The organism is Paracoccus sp. J39 (assembly GCF_000518925.1).
Lineage (GTDB): Bacteria > Pseudomonadota > Alphaproteobacteria > Rhodobacterales > Rhodobacteraceae > Paracoccus.
The window spans coordinates 26,811-52,075 of sequence record NZ_JAEN01000013.1 but is presented as its reverse complement, the minus strand read 5'-3'; the positions used below and the strand labels follow the sequence as shown (position 1 = coordinate 52,075).

Sequence of the window (25,265 nt, the reverse complement as noted above, 5' to 3'; positions counted from 1 at the left end):
CGGTTCAGCCTGCCACAGGTTGCGCCGGGGCGGGAGGGGGCGGTTTCATCGCCGGTTCTCCGCGCTGTCCCAGAGCACCCAGAGCCAGAACAGCCCGTTCAGCAGCCCGCCGATGGCGGCGCCGCGCCCGGCATGGCCGAAGGCCCAGCCGACAAGGGCGCCGAGTTCGACGCTGAGCGCCAGCGTCATGGCGAACCAGATGAGCGCGCCGAACAGCCTTGTCGGCCAGTCGTGGTCGTGGCCCAGCGTCATCCGGCCCGCCCTTCCCGAGACGCGCCGGCCAGTGGAAGGCCGTCGCAAAGGGCGTCGGCGACGGCCGGATTCGGCACTAGGTCCAGCAGGCCGCCGCGAACATGGCCCAGCCGAAAGACCAGGCTTTCGCCGCCGAACCCGATCAGGCTGGACGACACCATCCGCGCCGCGCCGGCATCGGCCTGCGCGTCGCCGCGCGGCGCGCAAGGCGTCATGCGCCGCCGGGCTTCGGCTAGGGTCTTGCTGGCCATCTTCGCGTCCTGTCACCTGTCTTTGGGCGGCGTCCTGCCGCCACCCGAAACCATGATGCCCATCAATCGTCCGGACGCACGCAGAGTTTTGTAAGGAATTGTTTCTGAAAGGCGACGAGAAATGCTTCGTTACAAATTCGGTTTTTCCGGAAACACACGGATACAGGGAGGACGAATGGCGGAAACAGCCCGCGGCTATATGGAAACCGGGTCTCCGCCGCCGCGCGGAGCCGGATGATTCGCGCCAGAGTCGGGCGGGGGATGTCCGATCCGCAGGACCATACCAGTCGCGCTGATCCTCGGCGCCCTGCTGGTCGCCGGTGCGCCGGCGCAGAACGAGGCCGGAAGGTTCGCCAAAATCACCGGACCCTGCCACAGGGCGGCGACGGGCCCAGCTACCCGAATGTTTGGAGGAATAAGCAAGCATATACAGCTGCTTCGGTGAACAGATGTTCCGAATATCGGAATACTGGCAGTCTATTGGCTGAGCCTGGGGGGAGGTCTCGCGTTCGTCCTTTGTGGGCGGATCGAGGTGAAGTCAGACGATGCCTCCGCCCCCGGACACGGCCTTGGGTCTCTGGGCGGCGACGCGGGCGCGATAGCGCGAGGCGCGGAAGGTCGCGACCGGATCGATGGCCGCGCCGGCGCGCAGCCGTGCCATTTGCAGGATCGGCTCGACATCGGTGCGGAAGGCCGCGCGCAGCGTCGCCGCCGCCATCAGCGCATCGTTTTCCGCCCGGAAGCCCTCCAGCGCCGCGCGGTCGACCAGCGAAGCCTGCACGAAGGCGCGCTGGATCTCGCCGGCCGAGACGATCAGGCTTTCGATCGGATCGGTGACATTGTGGCTCTGGTCGATCATATGGGCCAGGTCGAGGCCGGGCGTGTCCTCCAGCTCGACCAGTTCGTTGAAGACCAGGAACAGGCGGAAGGGCTCGATGGTGCCGCTGTCCAGGTCGTCGTCGCCATATTTGCTGTCGTTGAAATGGAAGCCGCCCAGCTTGCCGGCCCGCACCAGCCGGGCCACGATCATCTCGATATTGACGTTCGGGGCGTGATGGCCCAGGTCCACCAGGCATTGCGCCTGCGGACCCAGCTCCTGCGCGGTCATCAGGCTGGTGCCCCAGTCCTGCACGACGGTCGAATAGAAGGCCGGCTCATAGATCTTGTGCTCGGAAAAGATCCGCCAGTCCTCGGGCAGCCCGGCATAGATCGCCTTCATCGAGTCGAGATAGCGGTCGAACTGCCGCGACAGCGAGGTCTGGCCGGGAAAGTTCGAGCCGTCGCCGATCCAGACGGTCAGTGCCCTGGATCCGATGGCCCGGCCGATCTCGATGCATTCCAGGTTGTGCTCGACCGCCTGCCGGCGCGTCTCCGGGTCGGTATGCGAGAGCGAGCCGAACTTGTAGCTGCGCGCCTGCCCGGGCTGGTCCTGGAAGGTGTTCGAGTTCATGGCGTCGAAGCCCAGCCCGACCTCCTCGGCCTTTTCGCGCAGCAGCGACGGGTCTTCCCTGTCCCAGGGGATATGCAGGCTGACCCGCGGCGTCGCGGCGGTGAGCTGGTGGATGGTGCCGCAATCGTCCAGCTTGTCCATGATGCCGCGCGGCTCGCCCTCGCCGGGAAACCGGGCGAAGCGGGTGCCGCCGGTGCCGGTCCCCCAGCTGGGGATGGCGACGCCGAAGGACATGGCGCGGGCGGTCAACGCCTCGATATCGACGCCCCGGCGCGCAAGACGAGCGCCAAGGGCCTGGTAATCGGCCTGCAGATCGGCCTCGCGGACGGCGTTTTCCGCCTCGATCACGGTTTTCTCGATCATGGTCGTCACCGGGTGAAAGCCTGGACGTTGCCGGCGTCCACGTTCAGGATATTGCCGGTCGATTTCGCGGAAAGATCGCTGGCAAGGAAATAGGCGGCCTCGGCAATGTCCTCGGGCAGGACCGAGCGTTTCAGCATCGACCGCTGGCGATACATCTCCTCGAGCCCCTCCTTGTCGGTGCCATAGGTCGAGGCGCGCTGGTCCAGCCACTCGCCCTCCCAGATGCGCGAGCCGCGCAGCACGGCGTCGGGGTTCACCACGTTGACGCGGATCCCCGCCTCGGCCCCTTCCAGGGCCAGACAGCGGGCCAGATGGATCTCGGCCGCCTTGGCGGTGCAATAGGCGCTGGCATTGGGGCTGGCCGCCAGACCGTTCTTGGAGGCGACGAAGATCACCGAGCCGCCGATCTTCTGGATGCGGAACAGGCGGAACGCCTCGCGTGAAACCAGGAAATAGCCGGTGGAGAGGATGTCCATGTTCTTGTTCCACAACGCCAGCGAGGTTTCCTCGACCGGGGCCGAAGAGGCGATGCCGGCATTCGACACCAGGATGTCGATGCCGCCGAACTCGACCGCCGTTTCGGCATAGGCGCTTGCGACTTGGTTCTCGTCGGTGACGTTCACGGAAACCGAGCGGATCGCGTCGGGGCCGAAGCTGCCGGCCAGCCCGTCATGCGCGCGCCTGAGGGCATCGGCATCGATATCGGCCAGCATCACGCAGGCGCCTTCGCGCAGGAAACGCTCGGCCGTGGCGGCGCCGATGCCGCCCGCGCCGCCGGTGACCAGCGCCACCCGGCCGGCAAGCGATTTCGGCTTTGGCATCCGCTGCAGCTTCGCCTCCTCCAGCAGCCAGTATTCGATGTCGAAGGCTTCCTGCTCGGGCAGGCCCTGATAGGTGGACACCGCGCTGGCCCCGCGCATGACGTTGATGGCGTTGACGTAGAACTCGGCCGAGATGCGCGCCGTGGCCTTGTCCAGCGCAAAGGTGATCATGCCGACGCCCGGCACCAGGTAGACCACGGCATTGGGGTCGCGCAGCGCGGGGCTGTCGGGGTGCTTGCAGCGGTCGTAATAGGCGGTGTAATCGGCGCGGTAATCGGCGACGGCCTTTTCAAGGCCGGCGATGGTCGCGTCCAGATCCGGGTTGGCGGGGTCGAAATCGACGACCAGCGGCCGGATCTTGGTGCGCAGGAAATGGTCCGGGCAGGAGGTGCCCAGGGGCGCCAGCCCCTCCAGCATGGTCGAGCCGACAAACTCCAGCACCGCGGGCTGATCGTCGAAATGGCCGACCTTGTGGCGGTCCTGGGAAATCAGGCCGCGGATCGCCGGCATCAGCCGAGCGGCGATCTCGCGTCGCTGCGCCGCGGGCAGGGTGGGGCGGCAGGCGCCGCCAAAGGCGGGCTTGCCTGCCGATTTCCGCTCCAGCCATTCGGCCGCGCGGTTGATCACCGACAGGGTGGTCAGATAGCATTCCCTGGCATCGTCGGCCCAGGTGAACAGGCCGTGGCTTTCCAGCACGCAGCCCTTGGCCTGCGGGTTCTCGGCGGCAAATCGCTCCAGCCACAGGCCCAGCTCGTAGCCCGGCTTCTTCCAGGGCAGCCAGCCGATCTCGTCGCCGAAGATCTCGGCCGTCAGGGCCCTGGAATCGACCGAGGCCGCGATGGCGATGATCGCGTCGGAATGCACGTGATCGACATGGCGGCGGGGCACATAGGCATGCAGCGGCGTGTCGATCGAGGCGGCGCGCGGGTTCAGCCCGAAGGTGCAATGGGGCAGGTAGCCGACCATCTCGTCCTCATGCGCGGGGCCGCGATACTTGCCCTTCAGCGCCTGCAGCCGGTCCATGTAGAGCGTGGCGAAACCATCCATCTTCATCGAGCCGATATCGCCGCCCGAGCCCTTGACCCAAAGCACCTCGACGGGTTCGCCGGTCAGCGGATCGGTCTCGATCACCTTGGCCGAGGTGTTGCCGCCGCCGTAATTGGTGACGCGCTTGTCCGAGCCGAGCAGGTTCGAGCGATAAAGCAGTTTTTCCGATTCGCTCATGGATGCCGCCCTGGCATCATCCCACAGGTTTTCCAAGCGGTTGGCGGTCATTGTCGTGGTCATGCGATCCTCCCCTTGCGGGCGGCGGCTTGCCGCGCGGTCAGGATGCACATAACCCTGCGGCGGCCTTGCCGTCAATCATTTTCAGTCATATTCGATCATAATCCCGCATCAATACCGGAGAATGCGATCAAAATTGATTGACAATGCGCGTAAATGATGGAAACTGAGTCGCCAAGGGAGTGAGATATGCTGGAATCCGAGCGCCACCGCATCATTCTGTCCGCCGTGCAGGAACGGCCGGTCGTGACCGTCGCCGATCTCTGTGCGCTGACCGGCGCTTCCGAGGCGACGGTGCGGCGCGACATTGCCCAGCTGCATGTCGGCAAGAAGCTGCGGCGGGTGCGCGGCGGGGCCGAGGCCATTGCGCCGCCGCAATTCGCCGGGATCAATGCGCGACCCTTCGCGGTCGATCAGACGATCAATATCGCTCAGAAACGCGCAATCGCCCAGGCGGCGGTCGAGCTGTGCCAGGATGGCGATGCCATCATCATCAACGGCGGCACCACCACCTTCCAGATGGTGCATCCGCTGTCTACCCGGCGGCTGCAGGTCTTTACCAACAGCTTTCCCATCGCCGAGCACCTGCTCAAGCATTCCAAGAACACCGTGCTGGTTCCGGCGGGCGCCATCTATCGCGAACAGAACATCATCCTGTCGCCCTTCGACGAGGACGGCAGCAACCATTTCTATGCCCGGCTGATGTTCATGGGTTGCCGCGGCCTGGGGCCGCTGGGGCTGATGGAGGGCGATCCGCTGCTGGTCCAAGCCGAGCAGAAGCTGATCGACCAGGCCGACGAGCTGGTGGTGCTGGCCGACAGCTCGAAGTTCCGCCAGCGTTCCAGCCTGCTGCTCTGCCCGCTGACGCGCATCCACACCGTCATCACCGATGACGGGATCGAGGACCGCGCCGCCAAGATGCTGGAGGCGGCCGAGATCCGCCTGATCGTGGTCGAGCCGGCGGCGTCGAACAGGAAGAAACGCGCCGAGGAGTAAGGCGCGACACCGCTCATAGGGGAGGAAGACATGAGCATTATGAGCAAGATCCTGACCACAGCCGCCATCGCCGGCGCGCTGATGACCGGCACCGCCCAAGCCGAGAATCTGCGCATCGCGCTGGTGGCCAAGGCGCTTGGCATCGGCTTTTTCGAGGCGGCCAACAAGGGTGCCCAGGAAGCCGCGACCGAGCTCGGCGATGTCGAGATCATCTATACCGGCCCGACCGACACCACGGCCGAGGGCCAGATCGAGGTCATCAACAGCCTGATCGCGCAAAGGGTCGACGCCATCGCCATCAGCGCCAATGACACCGATGCGCTGGTGCCCACGCTGAAAAAGGCCATGCAGCGCGGCATCACCGTCATCAGCTGGGATTCCGGCGTCGCGCCGGCGGGGCGCCAGATGCAGCTGAACCCGTCCTCCGCGCCGCTGATCGGCAACACGATCATCAAGCTGGCCGCCGATCACCTGCCGCCCGAGGGCGGCGAGGTCGCGGTGCTTTCGGCCACCACCACCTCGACCAACCAGAACACCTGGATCGCCGAGATGAACAAGGTCGCGGGCGACTACCCGAACGTCAAGGTGGTGGGGACGGTCTATGGCGACGACCTGGCCGACAAGTCCTATCGCGAGGCGCAGGGCCTGATGCAGACCTATCCGAACCTCAGGGCGATCATCGCCCCGACCTCGGTGGGCATCGTCGCCGCGGCGCAGGCCGTCACCGATGCAGGCAAGATCGGCGAGGTGAACGTCACCGGCCTGGGCCTGCCGTCGGAAATGGCGGGGCACGTCAAATCGGGAGCATCGAAGAGCTTCGCGATCTGGAACCCGATCGACCTGGGCTATTCGGCGACCATGGCCGCCTATCACCTGGCCAAGGGCGACGCCAAGGCCGAGCCGGGCGCCACCATCCCGATCGGCCGCATGGGCGAGATCACGCTGGACGAGAACACCGAGGCCGCCATGGCCGACCCCTTCGTCTACGATGCCGGCAACATCGACCAGTTCAGCTCGATCTTCTGACCGCCGGAATGCCCCCGGTGCGCAGGGCGTGCCGGGGAACCCCGCCTTAAAGGATGTGATCATGCAGGCTGAGTATCGGCCGCAGGACGGCGCGGCCCCGGTGCTGTCGCTGCGCGGCATCGTCAAGACATTTCCCGGCGTGCGCGCGCTCGACGGGGTGCGGCTCGATCTCTACCCCGGCCAGGTGACGGCGCTGATCGGCGAGAACGGCGCGGGCAAGTCCACCATCGTCAAGATCCTGACCGGCATCTACCAGCCCGACGAGGGCGAGATCCTGGTGGATGGCCAGCCCGTCGCCTTTCCCACCGCCCAGGCGGCGGGCGCGGCGGGGGTGACGGCGATCCATCAGGAAACCGTGCTGTTCGACGAGCTGACGGTGGCCGAGAACATCTTCATCGGCCATGCGCCCCGCAACCGCTGGGGCCTGATCGACCGGCGCGCCATGCGCGCCCGCGCCCGCGCCATCCTGGCCGGCATCGGCGCCGATTTGAACCCGGCGGCGCGGCTGCGCGACCTGGGCATCGCCAGCAAGCACCTGGTCGCCATCGCCCGCGCCCTTTCCATCGACGCCCGCGTCGTCATCATGGACGAGCCGACCGCCGCGCTGTCGCACAAGGAGATCGCCGAGCTTTACGAGCTGGTGGACAAGCTCAGGGCGCAGGGCAAGGCGATCCTGTTCATCAGCCACAAGTTCGACGAGATCTTCCGCATCGCCGACCGCTGGACCGTGTTCCGCGACGGCCAGTTCGTCGACCAGGGGCAGATGGAGGATGTGACCGAGGCCGATCTGGTGCGGATGATGGTCGGCCGCCCGGTCGATCAGATCTATCCCAAACGCCCGGCCCGGATCGGCGAGCCGGTGCTGACCGTGGCAGGCTACAGCCACCCGACCGAGTTCGCGGACATCACCTTCACCCTGCGCCGCGGCGAGATCCTGGGCCTTTACGGGCTGGTCGGCGCCGGACGTTCCGAGGTGATGCAGGCGCTGTTCGGCATCACCCGGCCCTCGAAAGGCGCCTGCCGGATCGAGGGCAAGGTGCGGGTCATCCGCTCGACCGCGCAGGCCGTCGAGGCCGGCATCGTCTATGTGCCCGAGGATCGCGGCCGGCAAGGCGCCGTGAAGGGCCTGCCGATCTTTCAGAACGTCACCCTGCCGTCGCTGGCGCGCACCAGCCGGGCGGGCTTCCTGCGGCTGGCCGAGGAATTCGCGCTGGCCCGCGAATACACCCAGCGGCTGGACCTGCGGGCGGCGAGCCTCGATCAGGACGTGGCGCTGCTGTCGGGCGGCAACCAGCAGAAGGTCGTCATCGCCAAATGGCTGGCCACGCGGCCGCGCGTCATCATCCTGGACGAGCCGACCAAGGGCATCGACATCGGCTCCAAGGCCGCCGTGCATGACTTCATGTCCGAACTGGCGGCGCAGGGCCTGTCGGTGATCATGGTCAGCAGCGAGATCCCCGAGGTGCTGGGCATGTCCGACCGCGTCATCGTCATGCGCGAGGGCCGCATCGCCGGCGAGTTCGCGGGCGAGCGCATGACGCCGGAAAACCTGGTGCGCGCCGCGGTCGGCTTGGACCGCGATGCCCCGCGCCCCGGCGAAGGAGAAGCCGCATGAGCATGCTGAAATCGCGCGAGACCATCCTGGCCCTGGCCATTCTGGCGCTGCTGGCCGCCATCGCCAGCCGCTTTCCCGGCTTCGTCGCGCCGCGCAACCTGGCGCGGGTGCTGACCGATACCTCGCCGCTGATCCTGCTGGCGCTGGGTCAGATGGCGGTGATCCTGACGAAATGCATCGACCTGTCGGTCGCGGCCAACCTGGCGCTGTGCGGCATGGTCGCGGCGCTGATGAACGGGGCCGGGGTGCCCTTGCCGGTGATCCTGCTGGCGGTGGTCCTGCTGGGCGCGGCGCTGGGGGCGGTGAACGGGCTGCTGGTCTGGCGGCTGGGCATTCCGTCCATCGTCGTCACGCTGGGCACGATGACGATCTATCGCGGCTCGATCTTCCTGATGACCGGCGGCGCCTGGATCAACGCCCATCAGATGAGCGATGCGTTCAAGACATTCCCCCGCACCGTCGTCCTGGGCCTGCCGGTCATGGCCTGGATCGGCCTTGCCGGCATCGCGGCCATGGCGCTGCTGCTGACGCGGACGCCGCTGGGCCGTGCCTTCTACGCGGTCGGCGGCAATCCCCATGCCGCGGTCTATACCGGCATCTCGGTCGGGCGCACGCAATGCGCGGCCTTCGTGCTTTCCGGCGCGCTGGCCGGGCTGACCGGCTATCTCTGGGTTGCGCGCTATGCCGTGGCCTATGTCGACATCGCCGCGGGGTTCGAGCTTGACGTGGTCGCGGCCTGCGTGATCGGGGGCATCGCCATCGCGGGCGGCGCGGGCTCGGTCGCCGGGGCGGTCATGGGCGCGCTGTTCCTGGGCATCATCAAGAACGCGCTGCCGGTCGTCGGCATCTCGCCCTTCTGGCAGATGGCGATCTCGGGAAGCGCGATCCTTCTGGCCATCGCCTTCAACGCGGCCAGCCGCCGCGATCCCGGCCGCATCATCCTGAAACAGGCGGAGCATCGGACATGACCACCGCGATCAACGGACGCCACATTCCCGACCGCCTGACCAGCCCCGCCGCGCGCGCGCTGAAAAGCTGGGAGGCGCTGCTGCTGGTCGTCGCCATCGCCATCTTCATCCTGAACACGCTGGCCTCGCCCTATTTCCTCGATCCGTGGAACCTGTCGGACGCCAGCTTCAACTTCACCGAAAAGGCGATGATCGCCTTCGCCATGGCCATGCTGATCGTCGCCGGCGAGATCGACCTTTCCGTGGGTGCAATCATCGCGCTGGCCTCGACGGTGATGGGCCTGGCGATGACGGCAGGCGCCTCGACCCCGGTGCTGGTCCTGCTTGGGCTGGGGACGGGTCTGCTTTGCGGGGCGTTCAACGGGCTTCTGGTCGCGGGCTTCGGCCTGCCCTCCATCGTCGTGACCATCGGCACGATGAGCCTGTTTCGCGGCGTCAGTTATATCGTGCTGGGCGACGGCGCCTTCACCGGCTATCCCGAGAGCTTCGCCTGGTTCGGGCAGGGCTATGTCTTCTGGGTCATCACGGTCGAGCTGGTGATCTTCGCCCTGGCCGCGCTGGTCTTCGGCATCCTGCTGCACCGCACCAGCTTCGGCCGCATGGTCTATGCCATCGGCAACAACGCCACCGCCGCGCGCTTCTCGGGCATCCGGGTCGAGCGCGTCCGCTTCGTCCTGTTCCTGCTCACCGGGCTGATGAGCGGCATCGCCGCGATCTGCCTGACCTCGCGGCTGGGCTCGACCCGGCCCTCGATCGCCGCCGGCTTCGAGCTCGAGGTGGTGACCATCGTCGTGCTGGGCGGGGTCAGCATCCTGGGCGGTTCGGGCAGCGTCCTGGGCGTGGTGCTGGCGGCGCTGGTGATGGGGCTGGTGACCTTCGGCCTGGGCCTGCTGAACGTTCCCGGCATCGTCATGTCCATCGTCACCGGCGCGCTGCTGATCGCGGTCATCGCCCTCCCGCGGCTATGGGCCATGGCGCGGAGGCGGTGATGCAGAAACATGCTTTCCGGATGATGCTGAAGCCCGGCATGGCCGAGGAATACCGCCGCCGCCATGACGCGATCTGGCCCGAACTCGTGGTCTTGCTGAAGCAGGCGGGGGTGCAGGACTATTCGATCCATCTCGACCCCGAAACCGATGCGCTGTTCGCGGTGCTCTGGCGCCCGGACGATCACGGCATGGACGATCTGCCGGCGCATCCGGTGATGCGGCGCTGGTGGGCGCATATGGCCGACATCATGGAAACCCGTCCCGACGACGAGCCGGTGGCAGTGCCCCTGATCCCGGTGTTCCACCTGCCATGACCCATGTCGCCGTCATCGACATCGGCAAGACCAATGCCAAGCTGGCGCTGGTCGATGGCGGGACGCTGGCCGAGATCGCCGTCGTCACTCGCCCGAACCGTTCCTTGCCCGGCCCGCCCTGGCCTCATGTCGATCTGGATGGGCATTGGCGGTTCTTCCTGACGCATCTGGCGGCCTTCCAGGCCGAGCATGGCGTGGATGCGATCTCGATCACCACCCATGGCGCTGCGGCCGTGCTGCTGGACCGGCAGGGCCGGGTGGCGGCGCCGATGCTGGATTACGAACATTCCGGGCCGGATGCGCTGGCAGCGCGCTATGACGCGATCCGGCCGGATTTCGCGCTGACCGGCTCGCCCCGGCTGCCGCTGGGGCTGAACCTCGGCGCGCAGCTTCACTGGCTGCTGGCCGCCCATCCCGAACTTGCCGGGCGCGTCGCGCATGTCGTGACCTATCCGCAATATTGGGGCTTGCGGCTGACCGGCGAACTGGCCTCGGACATGACCTCGCTCGGTTGCCACACCGATCTCTGGGATCCGTGGCAGGGCCGTTTCTCGCCGCTGGTCGAGCGGCTGGGGCTGGCCGGCCGCTTCGCGCCCGCGCGCCGCTCGAACGAGGTGCTGGGCGGGCTGTCGCCCGAGGTCGCGGGCTGGACCGGCATTCCCGCCGGCACCCCGGTCGCGGTCGGCATCCATGACAGCAACGCCTCGCTTTTCCCGCATGTGCTGGCGCGGCAGGCGCCCTTCGCGGTGGTCTCGACCGGCACCTGGGTGGTGGCCATGGCGGTGGGCGGCGCGGGTGAACGGCTGGACCCTGCGCGCGACGTCCTGGTCAATGTCAGCGCGCTTGGCCGACCCGTGCCCTCGGCCCGGTTCATGGGCGGGCGCGAATTCGAAATCATCCGCGCCGGCAGCACGGCCCAGCCTTGCGACGCGGATCGCGCCGCCGTGCTGGATGCCGGCCTGATGATCCTGCCGGCGGTCGAGCCGGGCTCGGGCCCGTTCCGGGGCCGCAAGATGGGATGGACCCGCCGGCCGGCGACCGAGGGGCAGCGCATGGTCGCCCTGTCCTGGTATCTGGCGCTGATGACGGCGACCTGCCTCGATCTGGTCGGGGCGCAGGGGCCCACGATCGTCGAGGGGCCCTTCGCGCGAAACGGCGACTTTCTCGACATGCTGTCGGCCTTGCGCGGCAAGGGCGTCGAAACCGCGGCCTCGGCCACCGGCACCTCGGTCGGCGCGGCGCTTCTGTGCCTGCCCGACGCGGCGGCCGCACGCAGCACGCCCCGGCCCCCACCCGCCAGCGCCGAGTCGCTGCGCGCCTATGCGCATCAATGGCGCGCAGCGGTGGGGTGAGGGATGTCAGCCATATCCAAAGGCCGTCGAAGCGGCGCGTCCCGCGGCGGTCAGCAGCCGGACATATTCCGACTTGCGCGTTTCGTCGAAGCGGATCAGCGGAAAGGCGATGCTGATTGCCGCGACCGACTTGCCGGCATGGTCCAGGACGGGCACCGCCATGCAACGTACGCCGGCCTCGCTTTCCTCGATTTCTTCGGCATAGCCTTGCGCGCGGGCCTGCATCAGTTGCGCAAACAGCTCGTCCGGGTCGGTGATGGTGCGAGGCGCGAGCTTCTTCATCTCCATCTTCGACAGCCTTTCGCGGATTTCGTCATCGTCGCGAAAGGCCAGCAGCGCCTTTCCCAGCGAGGTCGAATGCAGCGGGTTGCGCTTGCCCAGGGTGGATTGCATCGACAGGCTATCCGGCTCGATTATCCGCTCGATCCGGGGCAGACCCGTCGGAAGATGCCCGCGGTTGCGGCGTGCGGTTCGACGCGGAGGCGTGCCGGGCGGTGCCGCGGCGTCCTGCCGCGCCTCGACCTCGGCCACCGCTGACCGAATAAAGCGCGTGAATGGTTCGTGGCAGCTGGTCTATTGCTGGACCCATGTCCGGCGTGAACCCCGTCGACTATCTCGCCGAAGCCGTCCGCGCCATCCTTGACGGGAACCCCAGATCCCACATCGAAGACCTCATGCCCTTGGCGGCAACCACAGCGGCCAAGCCTGCTTCCACAGCCTCCATGATCATGTCATTGCAGGGGAGTGGTCCAAAGCCCTACCGCCTCGAGCGTTTTGCTGGTGAAACACGCGCTTTGCCCGTGGCATACTGTCGCACAGGCTCGGTTGCGCAGAACAGGTAGGACGCACGAACATGAACCCACTGACGATTGGCCGTCGCGATTTTCTTCGCGGTGCTGCCGCATCCGCCGCGACACTGGCGCTTGCCAGTCCGGCTGCGGCGGCTGGAACGGCATTCCGTTTTATCACTCCATTCTCATTCTCCCTGGCTTTCGCCCCCGTGCTCTATGCCGAAGCTGCGGGCTACTATGCGGAAAATGGTCTGGATGTGGCGATAGAAGCGGCGCAAGGGGCGGCGATGGCGGCGCAGATGGTCATCGCGGGACAGATGGATGCAGGCCGAACCGGGGGCACGAACTATCTCGTCTCGCGCGTCAACAACGATGCGCCGCTGATCTCGATTGCGACCATCGCCCAGATATCGCCGTTTTTCCTGATTTCCTCGACGCAAGAGCCGGTGCAGGCCGTGGCCGATCTGAAGGGACGGACGGTTGGCCTTGCCAGCCTTGGCGGCTCGATGGAGGGCACGCTGGATCTTTTGCTGATCGACAACGGCATCGATCCGAAGGAGGTTCGCAAGGTCAAGGTGGCGGACAACGCGGCCTCATTCGCGCTGATCGAGGCCGGGCGGGCCGGGGCCTTTGTCGGCAATACCTCGTCGATGATCCTGGCCAGTGCCGCGCGCAGCGACGTGCATGCCATTCCCATGGATGACGGTATGCCCGGACAGGTCTATGTCGCAAATCCTGCCGAGATCGAAGCGGCCCCCGAAAAATTCATCGCTTTCCTGAAGGCCACCCATCGATCCGCCCGCGAGATAGCTGCCGCCGAGGATCTGGGGCCGGTCCTTGAGAAGCTTGTCGGAAAATTCACCATTTCCGGGGCCGGTGATGCGGAACTGGCCAAGCGCGACCTGGAAACCAATGCCCGGAACTGGATGGCCAGGGGCCCGGAGAACCTGCTTCGCAACGTGCCCGAGATCTGGGCCCATGCGGTCGAGACCCTGCACCGCGCCGACATGCTGGACGCGGCACCGGATCCGACGACGCTTTACACCAACGCTCTGCTGGAAAGGGCGGTGGCGTGATGGCTTTCGACCAGTCGCCGCAAGGCCCCGACATCGTTGTTTCCGGACTGGACAAGGTATTTGGCCATGGGGAAACCGCGGTCCATGCCATCACCAACGCCAATCTCAGCCTCGAAAGGGGCGAGTTCCTGTCGCTTCTGGGCCCTTCGGGCTGCGGCAAGACCACGCTTCTGCGCATCATCGCGGGGCTCGAGGCACCAAGCGCGGGCAATGTGCAGATCCGCGACCGGCAGGTCTGGACGGCGGGCCGGCGCTCGGGCGAGTCGACACGACCGGTTTCGATGATGTTCCAGGAGGCGCGGCTGTTTCCCTGGTATACCGTCGCCGAGAATGTTGCCCTGCCGCTGCGCATCGCGGGCATCGGTCGGGCCGAGCGCATGGCGCGGGCGCGGCGGATCTGCGAGACCGTCGGCCTTGGCGCCTTCGTCGATCATCGGCCGGGCCAGCTGTCCGGCGGCATGCGGCAGCGCGCCTCGCTGGCCAGGGCGCTGGTGACCGAGCCGCAGGTGCTGCTGCTGGACGAGCCCTTCGGGGCGCTGGACGCGATGACCCGCGATACGCTGAACCTGGAACTGATGGAGGTTTGCGCCCGGGCCAAGGTGACGACGATTCTTGTCACCCATTCCATCACCGAGGCGGCTTTCCTGTCCGACCGGGTGGTGGTGCTGGCGCCCCGGCCGGCAAGGATCGTGGAAACCATCGAGATGCCGTTTCCCCGGCCCCGGGATCTGGACCTGCAGCGCACGTCCGGCTTCCAGAACATGGTGGGACGACTGAGGAAGGTGCTGACGGAGGGCGCGGCATGAAAGAGAAAACCCTGCGTATCGTGCTGCCCGTGATCGCGGTGCTGCTGTTTCTGATCGGCTGGTCGGCCTATGTCAGGACATCGGAGGTTTCGGCTTTCGTCCTGCCCGCGCCCGAGCAGATCCTGCTGGCCTTGTCCGACATGATCGCCGACCCGGATTTGTGGTATCACACCCGCGTCACGATGACCGAGGCGGTGGCCGGTTTCGGCATTGCTGTGGGGCTTGGCATCACGCTGGGCTTCGTGATGGCCCGGGTGCCGCCTGTGGAATGGGCGGCCAAGCCCTTCATCGTGCTGATGCAGCTGATCCCGAAAATTGCGCTGGCTCCGCTGTTCGTGCTGTGGTTCGGGTTCGGACTGGAATCCAAGATCGTGATTGCGGCCGCACTCGCCTTTTTCCCGGTGTTCTCGAACGCGCTGCAGGCGTTCAAGTCGGTCGATCCAGGAGACCGGGACGTGATGACCATGTTGCAGGCCAATCCCTGGCAGCGCTTCGTCATGCTCGACCTGCCCACGGCCTTGCCCGTGGTCCTGACCGGTACCGAGGTTGCCGTGGTGATGGCGATGATCGGTGCCATCGTGGGCGAATTCATCGGCGGCAGCGAAGGGCTGGGCTATCTGGCAGTCATGCATTTGCAGAATCTTGCTGTCCCACAGCTCTTTGCCGTCATCGTGGTGTTGACGCTTGTGGGATTGGCGCTTTACGCGGTGATCTCGCAGTTGCGGCGCTGGCTGACACCCTGGCACGTCTCGGTCATCGGCTGAGAAGGGGCTGCCCGGCGCGCTATACCTGCGCGCCGAGCAGCGAAGACAGGCGCTGCGCAGTCCTGTGCACGCCGTCTGCAATTGACTGGCGGCGGTCGCTGTTCGGCTCGAAGGCGCTTTGCCGGCCGGAGAGGCTGATCGCCGCGACGGGCCGGTTGGAATGGTCCAGGATCACTGCCGCGCAGGAGCCGATACCTTCCTCATAATTGGCGACCGACCAGGCCAGCCCTTCGGCCCTGTCGGCATCGAGCTGCCTTTCCAGTTGCTCAAAGGTCACCGCCGTCCGCGAGGTGATCGCCGCCAGCTTCCCGTCTGCCAGGAGATCGCGGACCTCGGCGCGCGGCATATGGGCAAGGATGATCCGGCCCATGACGGTGGCATGGGCGGGCAGGCGGCTGCCTTCGCGGATATTGCTGACCAGTTGCACTTCGGGCGTCTCGCGCACCAGAACGATGACATCGGTTCGCGACAGCACGCCCAGATGCGCCGAAAGTCCGGTCTCGGCCGCCAGCCGCGCCAGCAGCGGTCGGGCCAGACGCACCACATCGCGCGAGGACAGCATGCTTGCCGTCAGTTCCAGCAGCCCATAGGACAGGATGTAGCCGCCGCCGTCCTCGTCGCGCTCGATCATGCCTTCGCGTTCCAGCGTGTGCAGCAGACGCAGGAGCGTGGTGCGGTTCATCTCCAAAGCTGCCGCGGCCTTGGACATGTTCCGGCAGCGATTGCCGGCACTGATATGGCGCAACAGGCTGAAGGCGCGGCTGACGGGTGGAACCTCATAGCTGGGATTCGGATCGATGACCGATTCGGTCGCCGGTTTGGCGGTCGAGCGTGGAATGGGAGCCTCCCGGAAAATCCATGAACGATATTTTCTATAATGAACAATTCCTGTCTTGCCGCCAAGCCATGTTCTGCCGGTCGGCGGCCTGGATCGCCGCTGATGCGACAAATCCTTTGTAATCAATCCGATATCGTCAAGCACGCCGGTGTCGCCGCATCCCGCCCTCCTGGATCGGACGCCATGAGCGCAAGATGAACGCCGTCCAATGACGAGTTTTGTTGACAGCCAGGTCACGGCGTTACTATTATGAACATAACGTTCAATAATGAACTAAAACACCGGACTTGCCGCCAAGCGACTTCGGCCGGTGGAAAACAGGAGGTTAGAAATGGACGTCTTCAAGGATCGCCTCTCTCAGCGTGCGCTGGATACCAGCCGCCCCGCCCTTGCCCATCAATGTCAGGGCAGGCCGTTGAGCGACGCCGAGATCGCGCTGAAAGACGCGCTGATGGAAGTGTTCGCCGCCGGGACGCATGACTTTACCCGGGTTGCCGCCGAATTGGCCTCGCGCGGGGTTGCGGCTCCGGTCTCGGGCCGCACGGACTGGACCGAGGCGCTGCTGCTGCAAGAACTGTCCGCGATCAATGCCGATCTCGACGCTGCCTATCGGGATCATGGCTATGGCGCTTGAGTTCCGCCATGTGACCAAGCGTTTCCCGACCAAGACGGGCAAGGAAGTCACCGCAGTCCAGGACGTGACCTTTACCGTCAACCAGGGGGAGTTCGTTTCGGTGGTCGGGCCCTCGGGTTGCGGAAAATCGACCATCCTCAGCATGACCGCCGGCCTTTATGGACCGACCGAGGGCGAGGTTCTGGTTTCGGGCGAGCGGGTGAACGGGCCCAACCCCCATGTCGGCTTCATGCTGCAAAAGGACTTGCTTTTGCCTTGGCGCGACATCGTCTCGAACGTCGAATTCGGTCTGGAATCGCGCGGCGTCGACAAGCGTGCCCGCCGCACGCGCGCCATGCAGGAACTGGTGCATTGCCATCTGGAGGGCTTCGAGCACCATTACCCCTATCAGCTGTCGGGCGGCATGCGGCAGCGCGCGGCACTGGCGCGCACGCTGGCCATCGACCCCGAGATCATTCTTCTGGACGAGCCGTTCTCGGCCCTGGACGCTCAGACCAAGCTGCTGATCCAGAACAGCTTCGCCAAGGTCATCGCCGAGCAGCGCAAGACCACGCTGCTGATCACCCATGACCTGGCCGAGGCGGTGCTGATGTCGGATCGCATCCTGGTCCTGTCCGAGCGCCCCGGCAGCGTCCTCGCGGAAATCCCGGTCGACCTGCCGCATCGCGACGAGCCGCTGAAGCGCCGCACGCTGAAAGAGGTCGGCGACTATGCCGCGCAGATCTTCACGCTGCTGAAACTGGAAGAGAAAGCCGTCGCCTGATGAGGGGGAATGCCATGAAATCAGTCTTTTTCTCGGCAGCCTTTGCTGTCTCGACCCTGGTTTCCGCCGCTGCGCTTCAGGCGCAGCAGGCCGTGACCTATCTTTTTCCCGGCCCCGATTTCCTGCCGGCCTTCGCGCCCTTCCAGATTGCCAAGGGCAAGGGCTATTTCGAGGAGGCAGGGCTGGACGTGACTTTCCGCGTCGGCAAGGGCGGCGCGGATGTGGCCACGCAGGTCGCCGTTGGCAATGCCGATCTGGGCGGCGGCATCGGCGACACGCCGATCGTGGTGCGTCCCAACGGGCTGGACGTAAAGGGGGTGGCGCTGCTGGGCGGGCATGGCCTGACGCAGCTCGCCTGGCGCAAGGACAGCGGCATCGGCGGGCCCGAGGCGTTCAAGGGCAAGCGCATCGGGGTGCTGTCCTATCAGGATACCACCTATTATAACCTGCTGGGCGCGCTGGCTTCGGTCGGGCTGACCAAGGACGACGTGCAGATCCAGTCGGTGGGGCCGGGCGGGGTGATCCAGCTGACCATCGCCGGCGAGCTGGACGGCATGTCCGGCGTTCCGGAATGGATCGCTGCCGTCGAGGCTGCCGGCGTCGAGATGGAGCAGGTTCCCGTCGAGACGATCTTCCCCGCCATGGCGCAGGCCATCATCGCCTCGGATCGCACCATTGCCGAAAAGCCCGAGATGGTCGGCGGTTTCGTCAACGCCGTCCTGCGCGCGATCCGTGACATCGAGGCCGATCCCGCCAAGGCGGCCGCAGACTATGTCGGTTTCGTGCCGCAGCACGCCGGCAAGGAGGCGGAGGTCGAGGCGATCCTGCGCGAATACGCGACCAAGGTCTATCCGGCGCAGGAAGGCCTGCCGCTGGGCGGCTTCGACCCCGAACGCCTGACCGCCGTGCAGACGTTCTATGTCGATCACGGCATCGTCCAGACCGCCGTGCCTGTCGAGGATCTTTATACCAACGAGTTCGTCAGATGACCGATGCGACACATGACACCCGCCCCGCGGCGCGACTGGCCGGCCGCATCTCCCAGGCGACCTATGCCGTGATCGAAAAGCGGGTCCAGACCGCGGTGTCGCTGGCCATATTGGGGCTGGTTCTGCTGGCCTGGCAGTTCCTGCCTCCGGCGCTCGACATGCCGCGCTATATCATCCCCACCTTCTCGCAATGCCTGTCCGAACTGCTAAGGATGTACCAGTCCGAGGGGCTTGCAGGGCATACGATCTCTACCGCGATCTACACGGTGCTGGGTTTTGCCATCGGCTCGGCGCTCGGAGCGGCGATGGGCTATCTGCTGGGCATGTCGCGCTTTTGGGAAAAGGTGCTCTCGCCTTATATCCTGGCGCTGCAGATCGCGCCCAAGGTCGCCTTCGCGCCGCTCTTCATCATGTGGTTCGGCTACAATGCCATGCCCAAGCTGCTGGTGGCGGTGTTGATCGTGTTCTTCCCGGTGCTGGTCAACGTGCTGCAGGCGATGCGCACCGTGGACCGCGATCTTGTCAACCTGGCCCGCGCCTATTCGCTGAACCGCTGGCAGATCTTCCGCAAGATCGAGATGCCGTCGACCCTGCCGAACCTGATGGCGGGACTGCGCATCGCCTCGACCCTGGCCGTGATCGGCATCACCGTAGGCGAGCTGGTCGGCGGCAACAGCGGGCTTGGCTACCTGATCGCCTATGGTGGCGGACAGGCCAATGCGGCGATGGTCTTCAATGCGATCATCCTGCTGACCGTGATCGGTTTCGCGCTCTACTTGGTCTTGGAACGGATCGAGGCGCGGGTATTGCACTACATCCCCAGGGCTCAGGGCTGAGGCGGTCGCCGCCTCCCTCCATCTCACCTCCGAAGGATATTCAGCATGATCGACAAGAAGACACTGATCGAGGAACGGGTGAACTCCGGCCTTTTGGGCCAGTGGTATCCGGTCGCCAAATCCGTCGAGATCAAGAACACCGTGCCCTATGGCGCAATTGTGCTGGGCCGCAAGCTGGTGCTTTGGCGCGACGGCGCCGGACAGATCAAATGCATCGAGGACTTCTGCCCCCATCGCGGCGCGCCCCTGTCCTATGGCGAGATCCACGAGGGCAATATCGGCTGCCGCTATCATGGCGTGATCGTGGACGGCGAGGGCGTGGTGCAGCGGGTGCCCGCCATGCCGGAATGCGCGCTGGAAGGCCGCAAGGCGCTGGAAAGCTTCCACGCCACCGAGCACAGCGACTGTGTCTTCGTGTACATGCCCTCGGCCGAGCAGCCCGAACCGCCCGAACTGGTCATGCCGAAGGAGCTGGAATCCGACGAATGGACCGGTTTCCTGTGCACCTCGGTCTGGGATTGCAACTATCGCTATGCGCTCGACAATCTGGCCGACCCGATGCATGGCTGCTACCTGCACTCGGAAAGCTTCACCCTCGCCTTCGGTTCCAAGCAGGATCTGATGGAGTTGAACAAGACCGAGGAGGGTTTCCGCATCTCTCGCGTCGGGCAGGTCGGCGCGAACTTCGACTGGACCGAATTCGAGGTCCATCCCGGCAACATGTTCTGCTATCTCGACATTCCCTATCCGCCGGCGGCGGGGCCGGGCGGCAACATGCGCATCGTCGGCTTCGTGCTTCCGGTCGCCGAGCGTCGGTGCAAGGTGTTCTTCTGGCGGCTGCGCCAGGTTTCGGGGATCGAACGGGAAAGCTGGCGTTTCCTTTACCGGGCGCAGCTGGAACAGAACCACTGGCATGTGCTGGAACAGGATCGGGTGATGCTGGAGGGCATGCCCGACGATGCCCGCAAGCGCGAGATGCTCTATCAGCACGACCTGGGCGTCAGCCGGATCCGCCAGATCCTGACACGGGCGGCGAAAAGCCAGATCGAGGCCGAAACCAGGGTCGCGGCGGAATGATGCTGCGGGGGCGCCATATCCTGGTCACCGGCGCGGCGCGGGGCCTGGGCGAGAAGATCGCCGAGCGCCTTGCCGCCGAGGGCGCGCGGCTGATCCTGGCGGACCTGCTGGCCGAAGAGGGCCGGGCGGTTGCCGACCGGCTGGGGGCGGCGTTCGTGCCGGTCGATCTGGCCGACCCGGCCGCCATCGCCGCCATGGCCGAGGCCGCGGCGGCGCAGGCGGGCGGGTTGCTGCACGGCCTGGTCAATAACGGGGCCATCGCCACGGGTATCGGCGGCATCACCCATGACGAGATCGACATCGAGACCTGGGACAGGGTGATGGCGGTCAACATCCGCGGCACCTGGCTGGTCACCCGGGCGCTTGCCCCGCTGCTGAAGGCATCGGGTTCGGGCCGCGTGGTCAACGTGGCCTCGGATACCGCGCTGTGGGGCGCGCCGCGGCTGATGGCCTATACTGCCTCGAAGGGCGCGGTGATGGCGATGACCCGCTCCTACGCCCGCGAACTCGGCCCCGACCGGATCGGCGTCACCGCCGTTGCGCCGGGTATCCTGACCACCGAAAGCACCGATTACGTCCCCGAGGCGCGGCATCGCCTTTATGCCGAAGGCCGCGCCGTGCCCGGTCCGCAGGCCCCCGAGGAGATCACCGGCACCATCGCCTTCCTGCTGGGCGAGGACGCGCTGACCCTGACCGGGCAGACCCTGCCGGTCAATAACGGCTTCTGGTTCAACTGATGGGGTTTGCGGTGAAGATATCCGGCCCCGTCGCCTATCGCGAGCGTTCCGGTCGGGGGATGCCGCTGGTGGCGCTGCACGGCATCGGCTCGAACAGCGCGGGTTTTGCCGAACTGTTGCCGCATCTGCCCCAGTCGTGTCGCGTGATCGCCTGGGACGCGCCCGGCTATGGCGCATCGCAACCGTTGGCCGCCGCCTGGCCCGTCGCGGCGAACTACGCCGAGGCGCTGGCCGGTCTGCTGGACCGGCTGGGCATCGACCGGGCGATCCTGCTTGGCCATTCGCTGGGCACATTGATGGCCGCCGCTTTCGCCCGGCGCTGGCCGGACCGGGTGGAGGCGCTGGTGCTGGCCTCTTGCGCGCTTGGCCATGGCGTCAGCCCCGGCGCGGCGCTGTCCGAGGGCGCCAAGGCCCGCATCGACGAATTGCAGGCCCTTGGTCCCGCAGCCTTCGCGGCGAAGCGTGCGCCGCGCCTGGTTCGCGATCCCGATGGCCATCCCGAAGTGGTGGCACTGGTCGCCAGCAACATGGCGCAGGTGCGGATGCCCGGCTATGGGCAGGCGGCCCGGATGCTGGCCTCGGGCCGGCTGCTCGACGATCTGGCGACGCTGGCCGTGCCGGCCTCGGTCATCGTGGGCACCGGCGACATGGTGACGCCGCCGCAGGCGAACCGCCGTGCCCATGAGGCGATCCCCGGCCGCATCCGGGGCCCGCTGATCGAGCTGCCGGGAGCGGGCCATGCCATCTATCAGCAGGAACCGGCCGCCTTTGCGCGCGCCCTGGCGGCGTGTCTCGACCAAACCCTGCCTGTCGCCAACTCGGTGCAGGCCGCAAGCCAAGGAATGACAGGATGAGCGAGCGTATTCGCGTCGAAAGCCTGCGCGGCATCATGATGCGCGGTCCCGGCCTGCCGGCGACATTGCCCTTCTATCAGGACATGTGGGGCCTGACCCTGGCCCGGCAGGAGGACGGGGCCGCCTGGCTGAAGGGCACCGGACCCGAAGCCTATCTCTACGGGCTGAAGGACGGCCCGGTCTTCGGCATCGACCACATCCATTTCAATATGCCCGATGCGGCCGCCATCGACGCGCTGCACGCCCAGGTCACGGCCGAAGGCGCCGTGGTTCTGGGCGATCCGGCGACCTTCGACGACTGGATCGGCGGTTACGGGTTCGAGATCCTCGATCCCGACCTGCGGCGGCTGCGTTTCCGCGCCGGCGGCCTGCGCCATGACGAGGAGCCGCAATGGGCCATGCCCCGCAAGGTCTCGCATGTGGTTCTGAACACGCCCGACATGGAGGGCGTGCAGGAATGGTATGAACGGGTTCTGGGCTTCCGTGTCTCGGATTACTCGGCCGACCAGATGGTGTTCCTGCGCTGTTCGTCCGACCATCACTCGATCGCGCTGGTCCGGGGGCACTACGCCTCGGTGAACCATGTCGCCTTCGAGGTGCCGACACTGAACGAGTTCATGCGCGCCATCGGCCGGATGAAGCAGAAGGGCCATGTGCCGACCTGGGGGCCGGGCCGTCACGGGCCGGGCAACAACCCCTTTGCCTATTTCGTCTCGCCCTCGGGCTTCGTGATCGAGTTCACCTCGGAACTGCAGCAGATCGACGAGGCCACGCATGAGGCGCAGGTCTGGCCCCGCGACGACCCCGAGAAGATGGATCAGTGGATGACCGCAGGCCCGCCCACACCGGCGCAACGCGCCGTGATGCAGGGCCGCCCCGATCCAGGCTTTCCCGAATTGGTGCCGGGCCGCAACAGCAGGGACAAGGAGGCCACCGCATGAACCGTTACGATTACGAGGGACAGGTTGCCGTCGTGACCGGCGGCTCTTCGGGAATCGGGTTGGCCACGGTGCGGCTGCTGTTGGATTGCGGCGCGCGCGTGGCGCTTTGCGCCCGCAACGAGGGGCGGCTGGAGGATGTCGCCGCGGTTCTGCGCCGCGATCATGGCGAGGACCGGGTGCTGGCCAGCGCCCTGTCGGTGCTTGAAGCGGACGCCGTGACCGGCTTTGCGGCCGAGGTGCAGGACCGTTTCGGCCGTTGCGACCTGCTGGTCAACAATGCCGGGCAGGGCCGGCAATCGACCTTTGCCGATACCTCGGACGAGGAGTGGCGCGCCGAATACGAGCTGAAGATCTTCAGCCAGATCCTGCCGACGCGGGCTTTCCTGCCGATGCTGCGCGAGGCGCGGGGTGCCATCGTTGCGGTCAATTCGCTGCTGGCCTATCAGCCCGAGCCGCATATGGTCTGCACTTCTTCGGCGCGGGCCGGTGTGCAGAATCTGCTGAAAAGCCTGTCGGTCGAACTGGCCCCCGAGATACGTGTGAACTCCGTGCTGATGGGGCTGATCAGCTCGGGCCAGTGGACGCGCCGCTTTGCCGAGCGCGCGGACAAATCGGTCAGCCGCGAAGAATGGTATGGCTCGCTGGCCGAGCGCAAGGGCATCCCCCTCGGCCGGTTGGGCGATCCGGAAGAGGCGGCCCATGCCATCGCCTTCCTCGGCTCGCGGGGCGCCAGCTACATCACCGGTGCCCAGATCGATGTTTCGGGCGGCCTGTCCCGTTCTATCTGAAGGAACAATCACGATGAAAATGGACATCCGCCTTGAGGTGGAAACCGTCGGCGACCTGATCGCCCGCTATCTGGCCGATATCGGCGTCACCACGATCTTCGGGGTCATCTCGATCCATAACATGCCGATCCTCGATGCCGTGGCGCGTCAGGACCGCATCCGTTTCGTTCCCGCCCGGGGCGAGGCCGGAGCGATGAACATGGCCGATGCCTATGCCCGGGTCTCGGGCAGACTGGGGGTCTGCCTGACCTCGACCGGCACGGCGGCCGGCAATGCTGCCGGTGCGCAGGCCGAGGCGCTGACCGCAGGGACGCAACTGCTGCATATCACGACGCAGGTAGACCGCGAATTCGCCGACCGCGACCGCGCCGCGATCCATGACGTGCCGCGCCAGCCCAAGATGCTGGAGGGGGTGTCGAAATCGGTGTTTCGCATGTGGGATGCGCAGGGCGCCGTGGGCACGCTGACCGCGGCCTGCTCGGCGGCTTTGTCGGCGCCCTCGGGTCCGGTCAGCCTGGAGATCCCGGTCGATGTGCAGCGCAGCCCGGTCGAAGGGTCCGCGCGCGCCTATGCCCCGCTGGTGCAACTGCCCCGCGCCTGCGACGACGCCATTGCCGAGCTTGCCGAGCGCGTGCGCGCCGCCCGCCGGCCGATGCTGTGGCTGGGCGGCGGCGCGCGCGGCGCCGGCGCGGCCGCGACCGAGCTGGTGCGCCGCGGCTTCGGCGTCGTCACCTCGACCAATGGCCGCGCGGTGGTGGCCGAGGACGAGCCGGCCTCGCTGGGCGCCTTCAACATGACTCCCGAGGCGGTCGAGCTTTACCGCAGCTGCGACCTGATGATCGTGGTCGGCTCGCGCCTGCGCGGCAACGAGACGCAGAACAACCGCATGCCGCTGCCCCGGCCGCTGGTGCAAATCGATGCCGATGCCGCACAGGGCGGGCGCAACTATCCCGTCGACCAGTTCATCCACGGCGATGCCGCCGACGTGTTGGCCCGGCTGGTGGCGGCGCTTCCCGAAAGGCTGGATACCGACGAGGGCCTGAAATTCGACATCGCCCGTGTCCGGGCGCAGGCCGAAGGCAGGATGCGCGATGTGCTGGGCCCCTATCGCGTGGTTGCGGACGTGCTGAACGAACGGATCGCCGCCGGTCGCCATCCCTGGGTGCGGGACGTGACCATCTCCAACTCGACCTTCGGCAACCGTTATGTGCGTATCGCCGAGCCGCGCCTGGGCGTGCATGCGCTTGGCGGCGGCATCGGCCAGGGCGTGGCCATGGGCATCGGCGCGGCGCTGGCCTCGGACGGTCCCAAGGCGGTAACGCTGCTGGGCGACGGCGGCACCATGCTGGGCATCGCCGAGATGATCACCGCGGTCGAGGAGCGCGCGCCGCTGGTCTATGTGCTGATGAACGACCGCGCCTATGGCGTGATCCGCAACATCCAGGATGCGCAATACGGCTCGCGCCATCACTACAGCGCGCTGGCGACGCCGGATTTCCGCAGCTTCTGTGCCTCGATCGGCATGCCGCATCGCCGGGTGGACGATCTGGCGCAGTTCGAGGCCGCCTTCGACGCCGCGATCGCCGCCGACGGGCCGCAGGTGATCGAGATCGACATGTGCGCCATCGGCCCTTTCGCCGAGACCTTCGCCGGGCCGCCGGCGGGCGCGGCCGGCAAGACGGAGTAGCCC

General features: G+C 66.5%; 26 protein-coding genes. 20 read left to right on the top strand and 6 right to left on the bottom strand.

All coding sequences use genetic code 11. The features are described 5' to 3' along the window. Positions 1-45 precede the first annotated feature (45 nt). From L632_RS0113840 to L632_RS0113825, 4 genes are all read right to left on the bottom strand, one after another. Positions 46-252: a hypothetical protein gene (locus tag L632_RS0113840; protein WP_028713577.1), complete on the bottom strand. Its 207-nt coding sequence runs from the start codon at positions 250-252 to the stop codon at positions 46-48. Next, the gene (locus tag L632_RS0113835; RefSeq protein ID WP_028713576.1) at positions 249-503 is read right to left on the bottom strand and encodes a hypothetical protein; all 255 of its coding nucleotides are present in this window, start codon (positions 501-503) and stop codon (positions 249-251) included. Before L632_RS0113835 ends, L632_RS0113840 begins: the two co-directional genes overlap by 4 nt. A gap of 538 nt (positions 504-1,041) precedes the next feature. Continuing rightward, positions 1,042-2,316 (bottom strand): L-rhamnose catabolism isomerase, encoded by a 1,275-nt coding sequence (gene rhaI, locus L632_RS0113830; protein ID WP_156933664.1) that lies wholly within the window; start codon positions 2,314-2,316, stop codon positions 1,042-1,044. 5 nt (positions 2,317-2,321) lie between these two features. Beyond that, positions 2,322-4,424, bottom strand: coding sequence for a bifunctional rhamnulose-1-phosphate aldolase/short-chain dehydrogenase (locus L632_RS0113825; RefSeq protein WP_028716999.1), 2,103 nt, complete (start codon positions 4,422-4,424; stop codon positions 2,322-2,324). 186 nt (positions 4,425-4,610) lie between these two features. Here L632_RS0113825 and L632_RS0113820 point away from each other — a divergent pair, with 186 nt between their 5' ends. From L632_RS0113820 to L632_RS0113790, 7 genes are all read left to right on the top strand, one after another. Further along, a complete protein-coding gene (locus L632_RS0113820) occupies positions 4,611-5,417 on the top strand; it encodes a DeoR/GlpR family DNA-binding transcription regulator (RefSeq protein ID WP_028716998.1) in 807 nt (268 codons plus the stop codon). 39 nt (positions 5,418-5,456) lie between these two features. After that, on the top strand, positions 5,457-6,443 hold the full coding sequence (gene rhaS / locus L632_RS0113815; RefSeq protein ID WP_371255992.1) for a rhamnose ABC transporter substrate-binding protein: 987 nt from the start codon (positions 5,457-5,459) through the stop codon (positions 6,441-6,443). A 61-nt stretch (positions 6,444-6,504) separates the two neighbouring features. Then, positions 6,505-8,058, top strand: coding sequence for a sugar ABC transporter ATP-binding protein (locus L632_RS22725; RefSeq protein ID WP_051476455.1), 1,554 nt, complete (start codon positions 6,505-6,507; stop codon positions 8,056-8,058). Then, complete coding sequence (locus tag L632_RS0113805) at positions 8,055-9,026, top strand: ABC transporter permease (protein WP_028716996.1); 972 nt, start codon at positions 8,055-8,057, stop codon at positions 9,024-9,026. Before L632_RS22725 ends, L632_RS0113805 begins: the two co-directional genes overlap by 4 nt. Then, positions 9,023-10,015: an ABC transporter permease gene (locus L632_RS0113800; protein WP_028716995.1), complete on the top strand. Its 993-nt coding sequence runs from the start codon at positions 9,023-9,025 to the stop codon at positions 10,013-10,015. Before L632_RS0113805 ends, L632_RS0113800 begins: the two co-directional genes overlap by 4 nt. After that, positions 10,015-10,329 carry an L-rhamnose mutarotase gene (rhaM, locus tag L632_RS0113795; protein ID WP_028716994.1) on the top strand — a complete coding sequence of 105 codons (315 nt, stop codon included), beginning with the start codon at positions 10,015-10,017 and terminating at the stop codon, positions 10,327-10,329. Before L632_RS0113800 ends, rhaM begins: the two co-directional genes overlap by 1 nt. Beyond that, positions 10,326-11,681: an FGGY-family carbohydrate kinase gene (locus L632_RS0113790; RefSeq protein WP_028716993.1), complete on the top strand. Its 1,356-nt coding sequence runs from the start codon at positions 10,326-10,328 to the stop codon at positions 11,679-11,681. The genes rhaM and L632_RS0113790 overlap by 4 nt, the downstream gene beginning before the upstream one ends. A 6-nt stretch (positions 11,682-11,687) precedes the next feature. On the opposite strand, the gene L632_RS22720 is transcribed toward L632_RS0113790, so the two are convergent. After that, positions 11,688-12,074, bottom strand: coding sequence for an IclR family transcriptional regulator C-terminal domain-containing protein (locus tag L632_RS22720; protein ID WP_084648109.1), 387 nt, complete (start codon positions 12,072-12,074; stop codon positions 11,688-11,690). Between the two features lie 460 nt (positions 12,075-12,534). On the opposite strand from L632_RS22720, the gene L632_RS0113775 reads away from it, so the two are divergent. The 3 genes from L632_RS0113775 to L632_RS0113765 are packed head-to-tail and all read left to right on the top strand — an operon-like array spanning position 12,535 to position 15,118. Then, on the top strand, positions 12,535-13,548 hold the full coding sequence (locus L632_RS0113775; RefSeq protein ID WP_084648106.1) for an ABC transporter substrate-binding protein: 1,014 nt from the start codon (positions 12,535-12,537) through the stop codon (positions 13,546-13,548). After that, complete coding sequence (locus tag L632_RS0113770; protein ID WP_028716991.1) at positions 13,548-14,354, top strand: ABC transporter ATP-binding protein; 807 nt, start codon at positions 13,548-13,550, stop codon at positions 14,352-14,354. Before L632_RS0113775 ends, L632_RS0113770 begins: the two co-directional genes overlap by 1 nt. After that, positions 14,351-15,118, top strand: coding sequence for an ABC transporter permease (locus L632_RS0113765; RefSeq protein ID WP_028716990.1), 768 nt, complete (start codon positions 14,351-14,353; stop codon positions 15,116-15,118). Before L632_RS0113770 ends, L632_RS0113765 begins: the two co-directional genes overlap by 4 nt. Before the next feature lie 19 nt (positions 15,119-15,137). Here the strand turns inward: L632_RS0113765 and L632_RS0113760 are convergent, their stop codons facing one another. Beyond that, complete coding sequence (locus L632_RS0113760) at positions 15,138-16,100, bottom strand: IclR family transcriptional regulator (RefSeq protein WP_156933663.1); 963 nt, start codon at positions 16,098-16,100, stop codon at positions 15,138-15,140. Positions 16,101-16,287: 187 nt separating this feature from the next. On the opposite strand from L632_RS0113760, the gene L632_RS0113755 reads away from it, so the two are divergent. The 10 genes from L632_RS0113755 to L632_RS0113710 are packed head-to-tail and all read left to right on the top strand — an operon-like array spanning position 16,288 to position 25,262. Further along, a complete protein-coding gene (locus tag L632_RS0113755) occupies positions 16,288-16,590 on the top strand; it encodes a recombinase-like helix-turn-helix domain-containing protein (RefSeq protein WP_028716988.1) in 303 nt (100 codons plus the stop codon). Next, positions 16,580-17,353 (top strand): ABC transporter ATP-binding protein, encoded by a 774-nt coding sequence (locus tag L632_RS0113750; protein WP_036698299.1) that lies wholly within the window; start codon positions 16,580-16,582, stop codon positions 17,351-17,353. The genes L632_RS0113755 and L632_RS0113750 overlap by 11 nt, the downstream gene beginning before the upstream one ends. A 14-nt stretch (positions 17,354-17,367) precedes the next feature. Then, on the top strand, positions 17,368-18,342 hold the full coding sequence (locus L632_RS0113745) for an ABC transporter substrate-binding protein (RefSeq protein WP_028716986.1): 975 nt from the start codon (positions 17,368-17,370) through the stop codon (positions 18,340-18,342). Continuing rightward, positions 18,339-19,178: an ABC transporter permease gene (locus tag L632_RS0113740; protein WP_084648105.1), complete on the top strand. Its 840-nt coding sequence runs from the start codon at positions 18,339-18,341 to the stop codon at positions 19,176-19,178. Before L632_RS0113745 ends, L632_RS0113740 begins: the two co-directional genes overlap by 4 nt. A gap of 45 nt (positions 19,179-19,223) precedes the next feature. Next, entirely contained in the window at positions 19,224-20,255 is a 1,032-nt protein-coding gene (locus L632_RS0113735; RefSeq protein WP_036698298.1) for an aromatic ring-hydroxylating dioxygenase subunit alpha, read from the top strand. After that, positions 20,252-20,992, top strand: a complete 741-nt coding sequence (locus tag L632_RS0113730) for an SDR family oxidoreductase (protein ID WP_198021833.1) — start codon at positions 20,252-20,254, stop codon at positions 20,990-20,992. The genes L632_RS0113735 and L632_RS0113730 overlap by 4 nt, the downstream gene beginning before the upstream one ends. Before the next feature lie 11 nt (positions 20,993-21,003). Next, positions 21,004-21,846 (top strand): alpha/beta fold hydrolase, encoded by an 843-nt coding sequence (locus L632_RS0113725; RefSeq protein WP_198021832.1) that lies wholly within the window; start codon positions 21,004-21,006, stop codon positions 21,844-21,846. Next, the gene (locus L632_RS0113720) at positions 21,843-22,787 is read left to right on the top strand and encodes a VOC family protein (RefSeq protein ID WP_028716981.1); all 945 of its coding nucleotides are present in this window, start codon (positions 21,843-21,845) and stop codon (positions 22,785-22,787) included. Before L632_RS0113725 ends, L632_RS0113720 begins: the two co-directional genes overlap by 4 nt. Beyond that, positions 22,784-23,575 carry an SDR family oxidoreductase gene (locus tag L632_RS0113715; RefSeq protein ID WP_028716980.1) on the top strand — a complete coding sequence of 264 codons (792 nt, stop codon included), beginning with the start codon at positions 22,784-22,786 and terminating at the stop codon, positions 23,573-23,575. The genes L632_RS0113720 and L632_RS0113715 overlap by 4 nt, the downstream gene beginning before the upstream one ends. Positions 23,576-23,588: 13 nt before the next feature. After that, positions 23,589-25,262 carry a thiamine pyrophosphate-binding protein gene (locus L632_RS0113710; protein ID WP_028716979.1) on the top strand — a complete coding sequence of 558 codons (1,674 nt, stop codon included), beginning with the start codon at positions 23,589-23,591 and terminating at the stop codon, positions 25,260-25,262. Positions 25,263-25,265: the final 3 nt, after the last annotated feature.

Excerpts from the sequence above, each read along its gene's own strand:
- L632_RS0113755 (WP_028716988.1), top strand. The coding sequence starts at position 16,288 with ATGGACGTCTTCAAGGATCGCCTCTCTCAGCGTGCGCTGGATACCAGC.
- L632_RS0113750 (WP_036698299.1), top strand. The coding sequence starts at position 16,580 with ATGGCGCTTGAGTTCCGCCATGTGACCAAGCGTTTCCCGACCAAGACG.
- L632_RS0113710 (WP_028716979.1), top strand. The coding sequence starts at position 23,589 with ATGAAAATGGACATCCGCCTTGAGGTGGAAACCGTCGGCGACCTGATC.
- L632_RS0113765 (WP_028716990.1), top strand. The coding sequence starts at position 14,351 with ATGAAAGAGAAAACCCTGCGTATCGTGCTGCCCGTGATCGCGGTGCTG.
- L632_RS0113835 (WP_028713576.1), bottom strand. The coding sequence starts at position 503 with ATGGCCAGCAAGACCCTAGCCGAAGCCCGGCGGCGCATGACGCCTTGC.
- L632_RS0113825 (WP_028716999.1), bottom strand. The coding sequence starts at position 4,424 with ATGACCACGACAATGACCGCCAACCGCTTGGAAAACCTGTGGGATGAT.
- rhaI (WP_156933664.1), bottom strand. The coding sequence starts at position 2,316 with ATGATCGAGAAAACCGTGATCGAGGCGGAAAACGCCGTCCGCGAGGCC.
- L632_RS0113800 (WP_028716995.1), top strand. The coding sequence starts at position 9,023 with ATGACCACCGCGATCAACGGACGCCACATTCCCGACCGCCTGACCAGC.
- L632_RS0113775 (WP_084648106.1), top strand. The coding sequence starts at position 12,535 with ATGAACCCACTGACGATTGGCCGTCGCGATTTTCTTCGCGGTGCTGCC.
- rhaS (WP_371255992.1), top strand. The coding sequence starts at position 5,457 with ATGAGCAAGATCCTGACCACAGCCGCCATCGCCGGCGCGCTGATGACC.
- L632_RS0113740 (WP_084648105.1), top strand. The coding sequence starts at position 18,339 with ATGACCGATGCGACACATGACACCCGCCCCGCGGCGCGACTGGCCGGC.
- L632_RS0113720 (WP_028716981.1), top strand. The coding sequence starts at position 21,843 with ATGAGCGAGCGTATTCGCGTCGAAAGCCTGCGCGGCATCATGATGCGC.
- L632_RS0113730 (WP_198021833.1), top strand. The coding sequence starts at position 20,252 with ATGATGCTGCGGGGGCGCCATATCCTGGTCACCGGCGCGGCGCGGGGC.
- L632_RS0113805 (WP_028716996.1), top strand. The coding sequence starts at position 8,055 with ATGAGCATGCTGAAATCGCGCGAGACCATCCTGGCCCTGGCCATTCTG.
- L632_RS0113745 (WP_028716986.1), top strand. The coding sequence starts at position 17,368 with ATGAAATCAGTCTTTTTCTCGGCAGCCTTTGCTGTCTCGACCCTGGTT.
- L632_RS0113840 (WP_028713577.1), bottom strand. The coding sequence starts at position 252 with ATGACGCTGGGCCACGACCACGACTGGCCGACAAGGCTGTTCGGCGCG.
- L632_RS0113790 (WP_028716993.1), top strand. The coding sequence starts at position 10,326 with ATGACCCATGTCGCCGTCATCGACATCGGCAAGACCAATGCCAAGCTG.
- L632_RS0113770 (WP_028716991.1), top strand. The coding sequence starts at position 13,548 with ATGGCTTTCGACCAGTCGCCGCAAGGCCCCGACATCGTTGTTTCCGGA.
- L632_RS0113715 (WP_028716980.1), top strand. The coding sequence starts at position 22,784 with ATGAACCGTTACGATTACGAGGGACAGGTTGCCGTCGTGACCGGCGGC.
- rhaM (WP_028716994.1), top strand. The coding sequence starts at position 10,015 with ATGCAGAAACATGCTTTCCGGATGATGCTGAAGCCCGGCATGGCCGAG.
- L632_RS0113820 (WP_028716998.1), top strand. The coding sequence starts at position 4,611 with ATGCTGGAATCCGAGCGCCACCGCATCATTCTGTCCGCCGTGCAGGAA.
- L632_RS22720 (WP_084648109.1), bottom strand. The coding sequence starts at position 12,074 with ATGCAATCCACCCTGGGCAAGCGCAACCCGCTGCATTCGACCTCGCTG.
- L632_RS22725 (WP_051476455.1), top strand. The coding sequence starts at position 6,505 with ATGCAGGCTGAGTATCGGCCGCAGGACGGCGCGGCCCCGGTGCTGTCG.
- L632_RS0113735 (WP_036698298.1), top strand. The coding sequence starts at position 19,224 with ATGATCGACAAGAAGACACTGATCGAGGAACGGGTGAACTCCGGCCTT.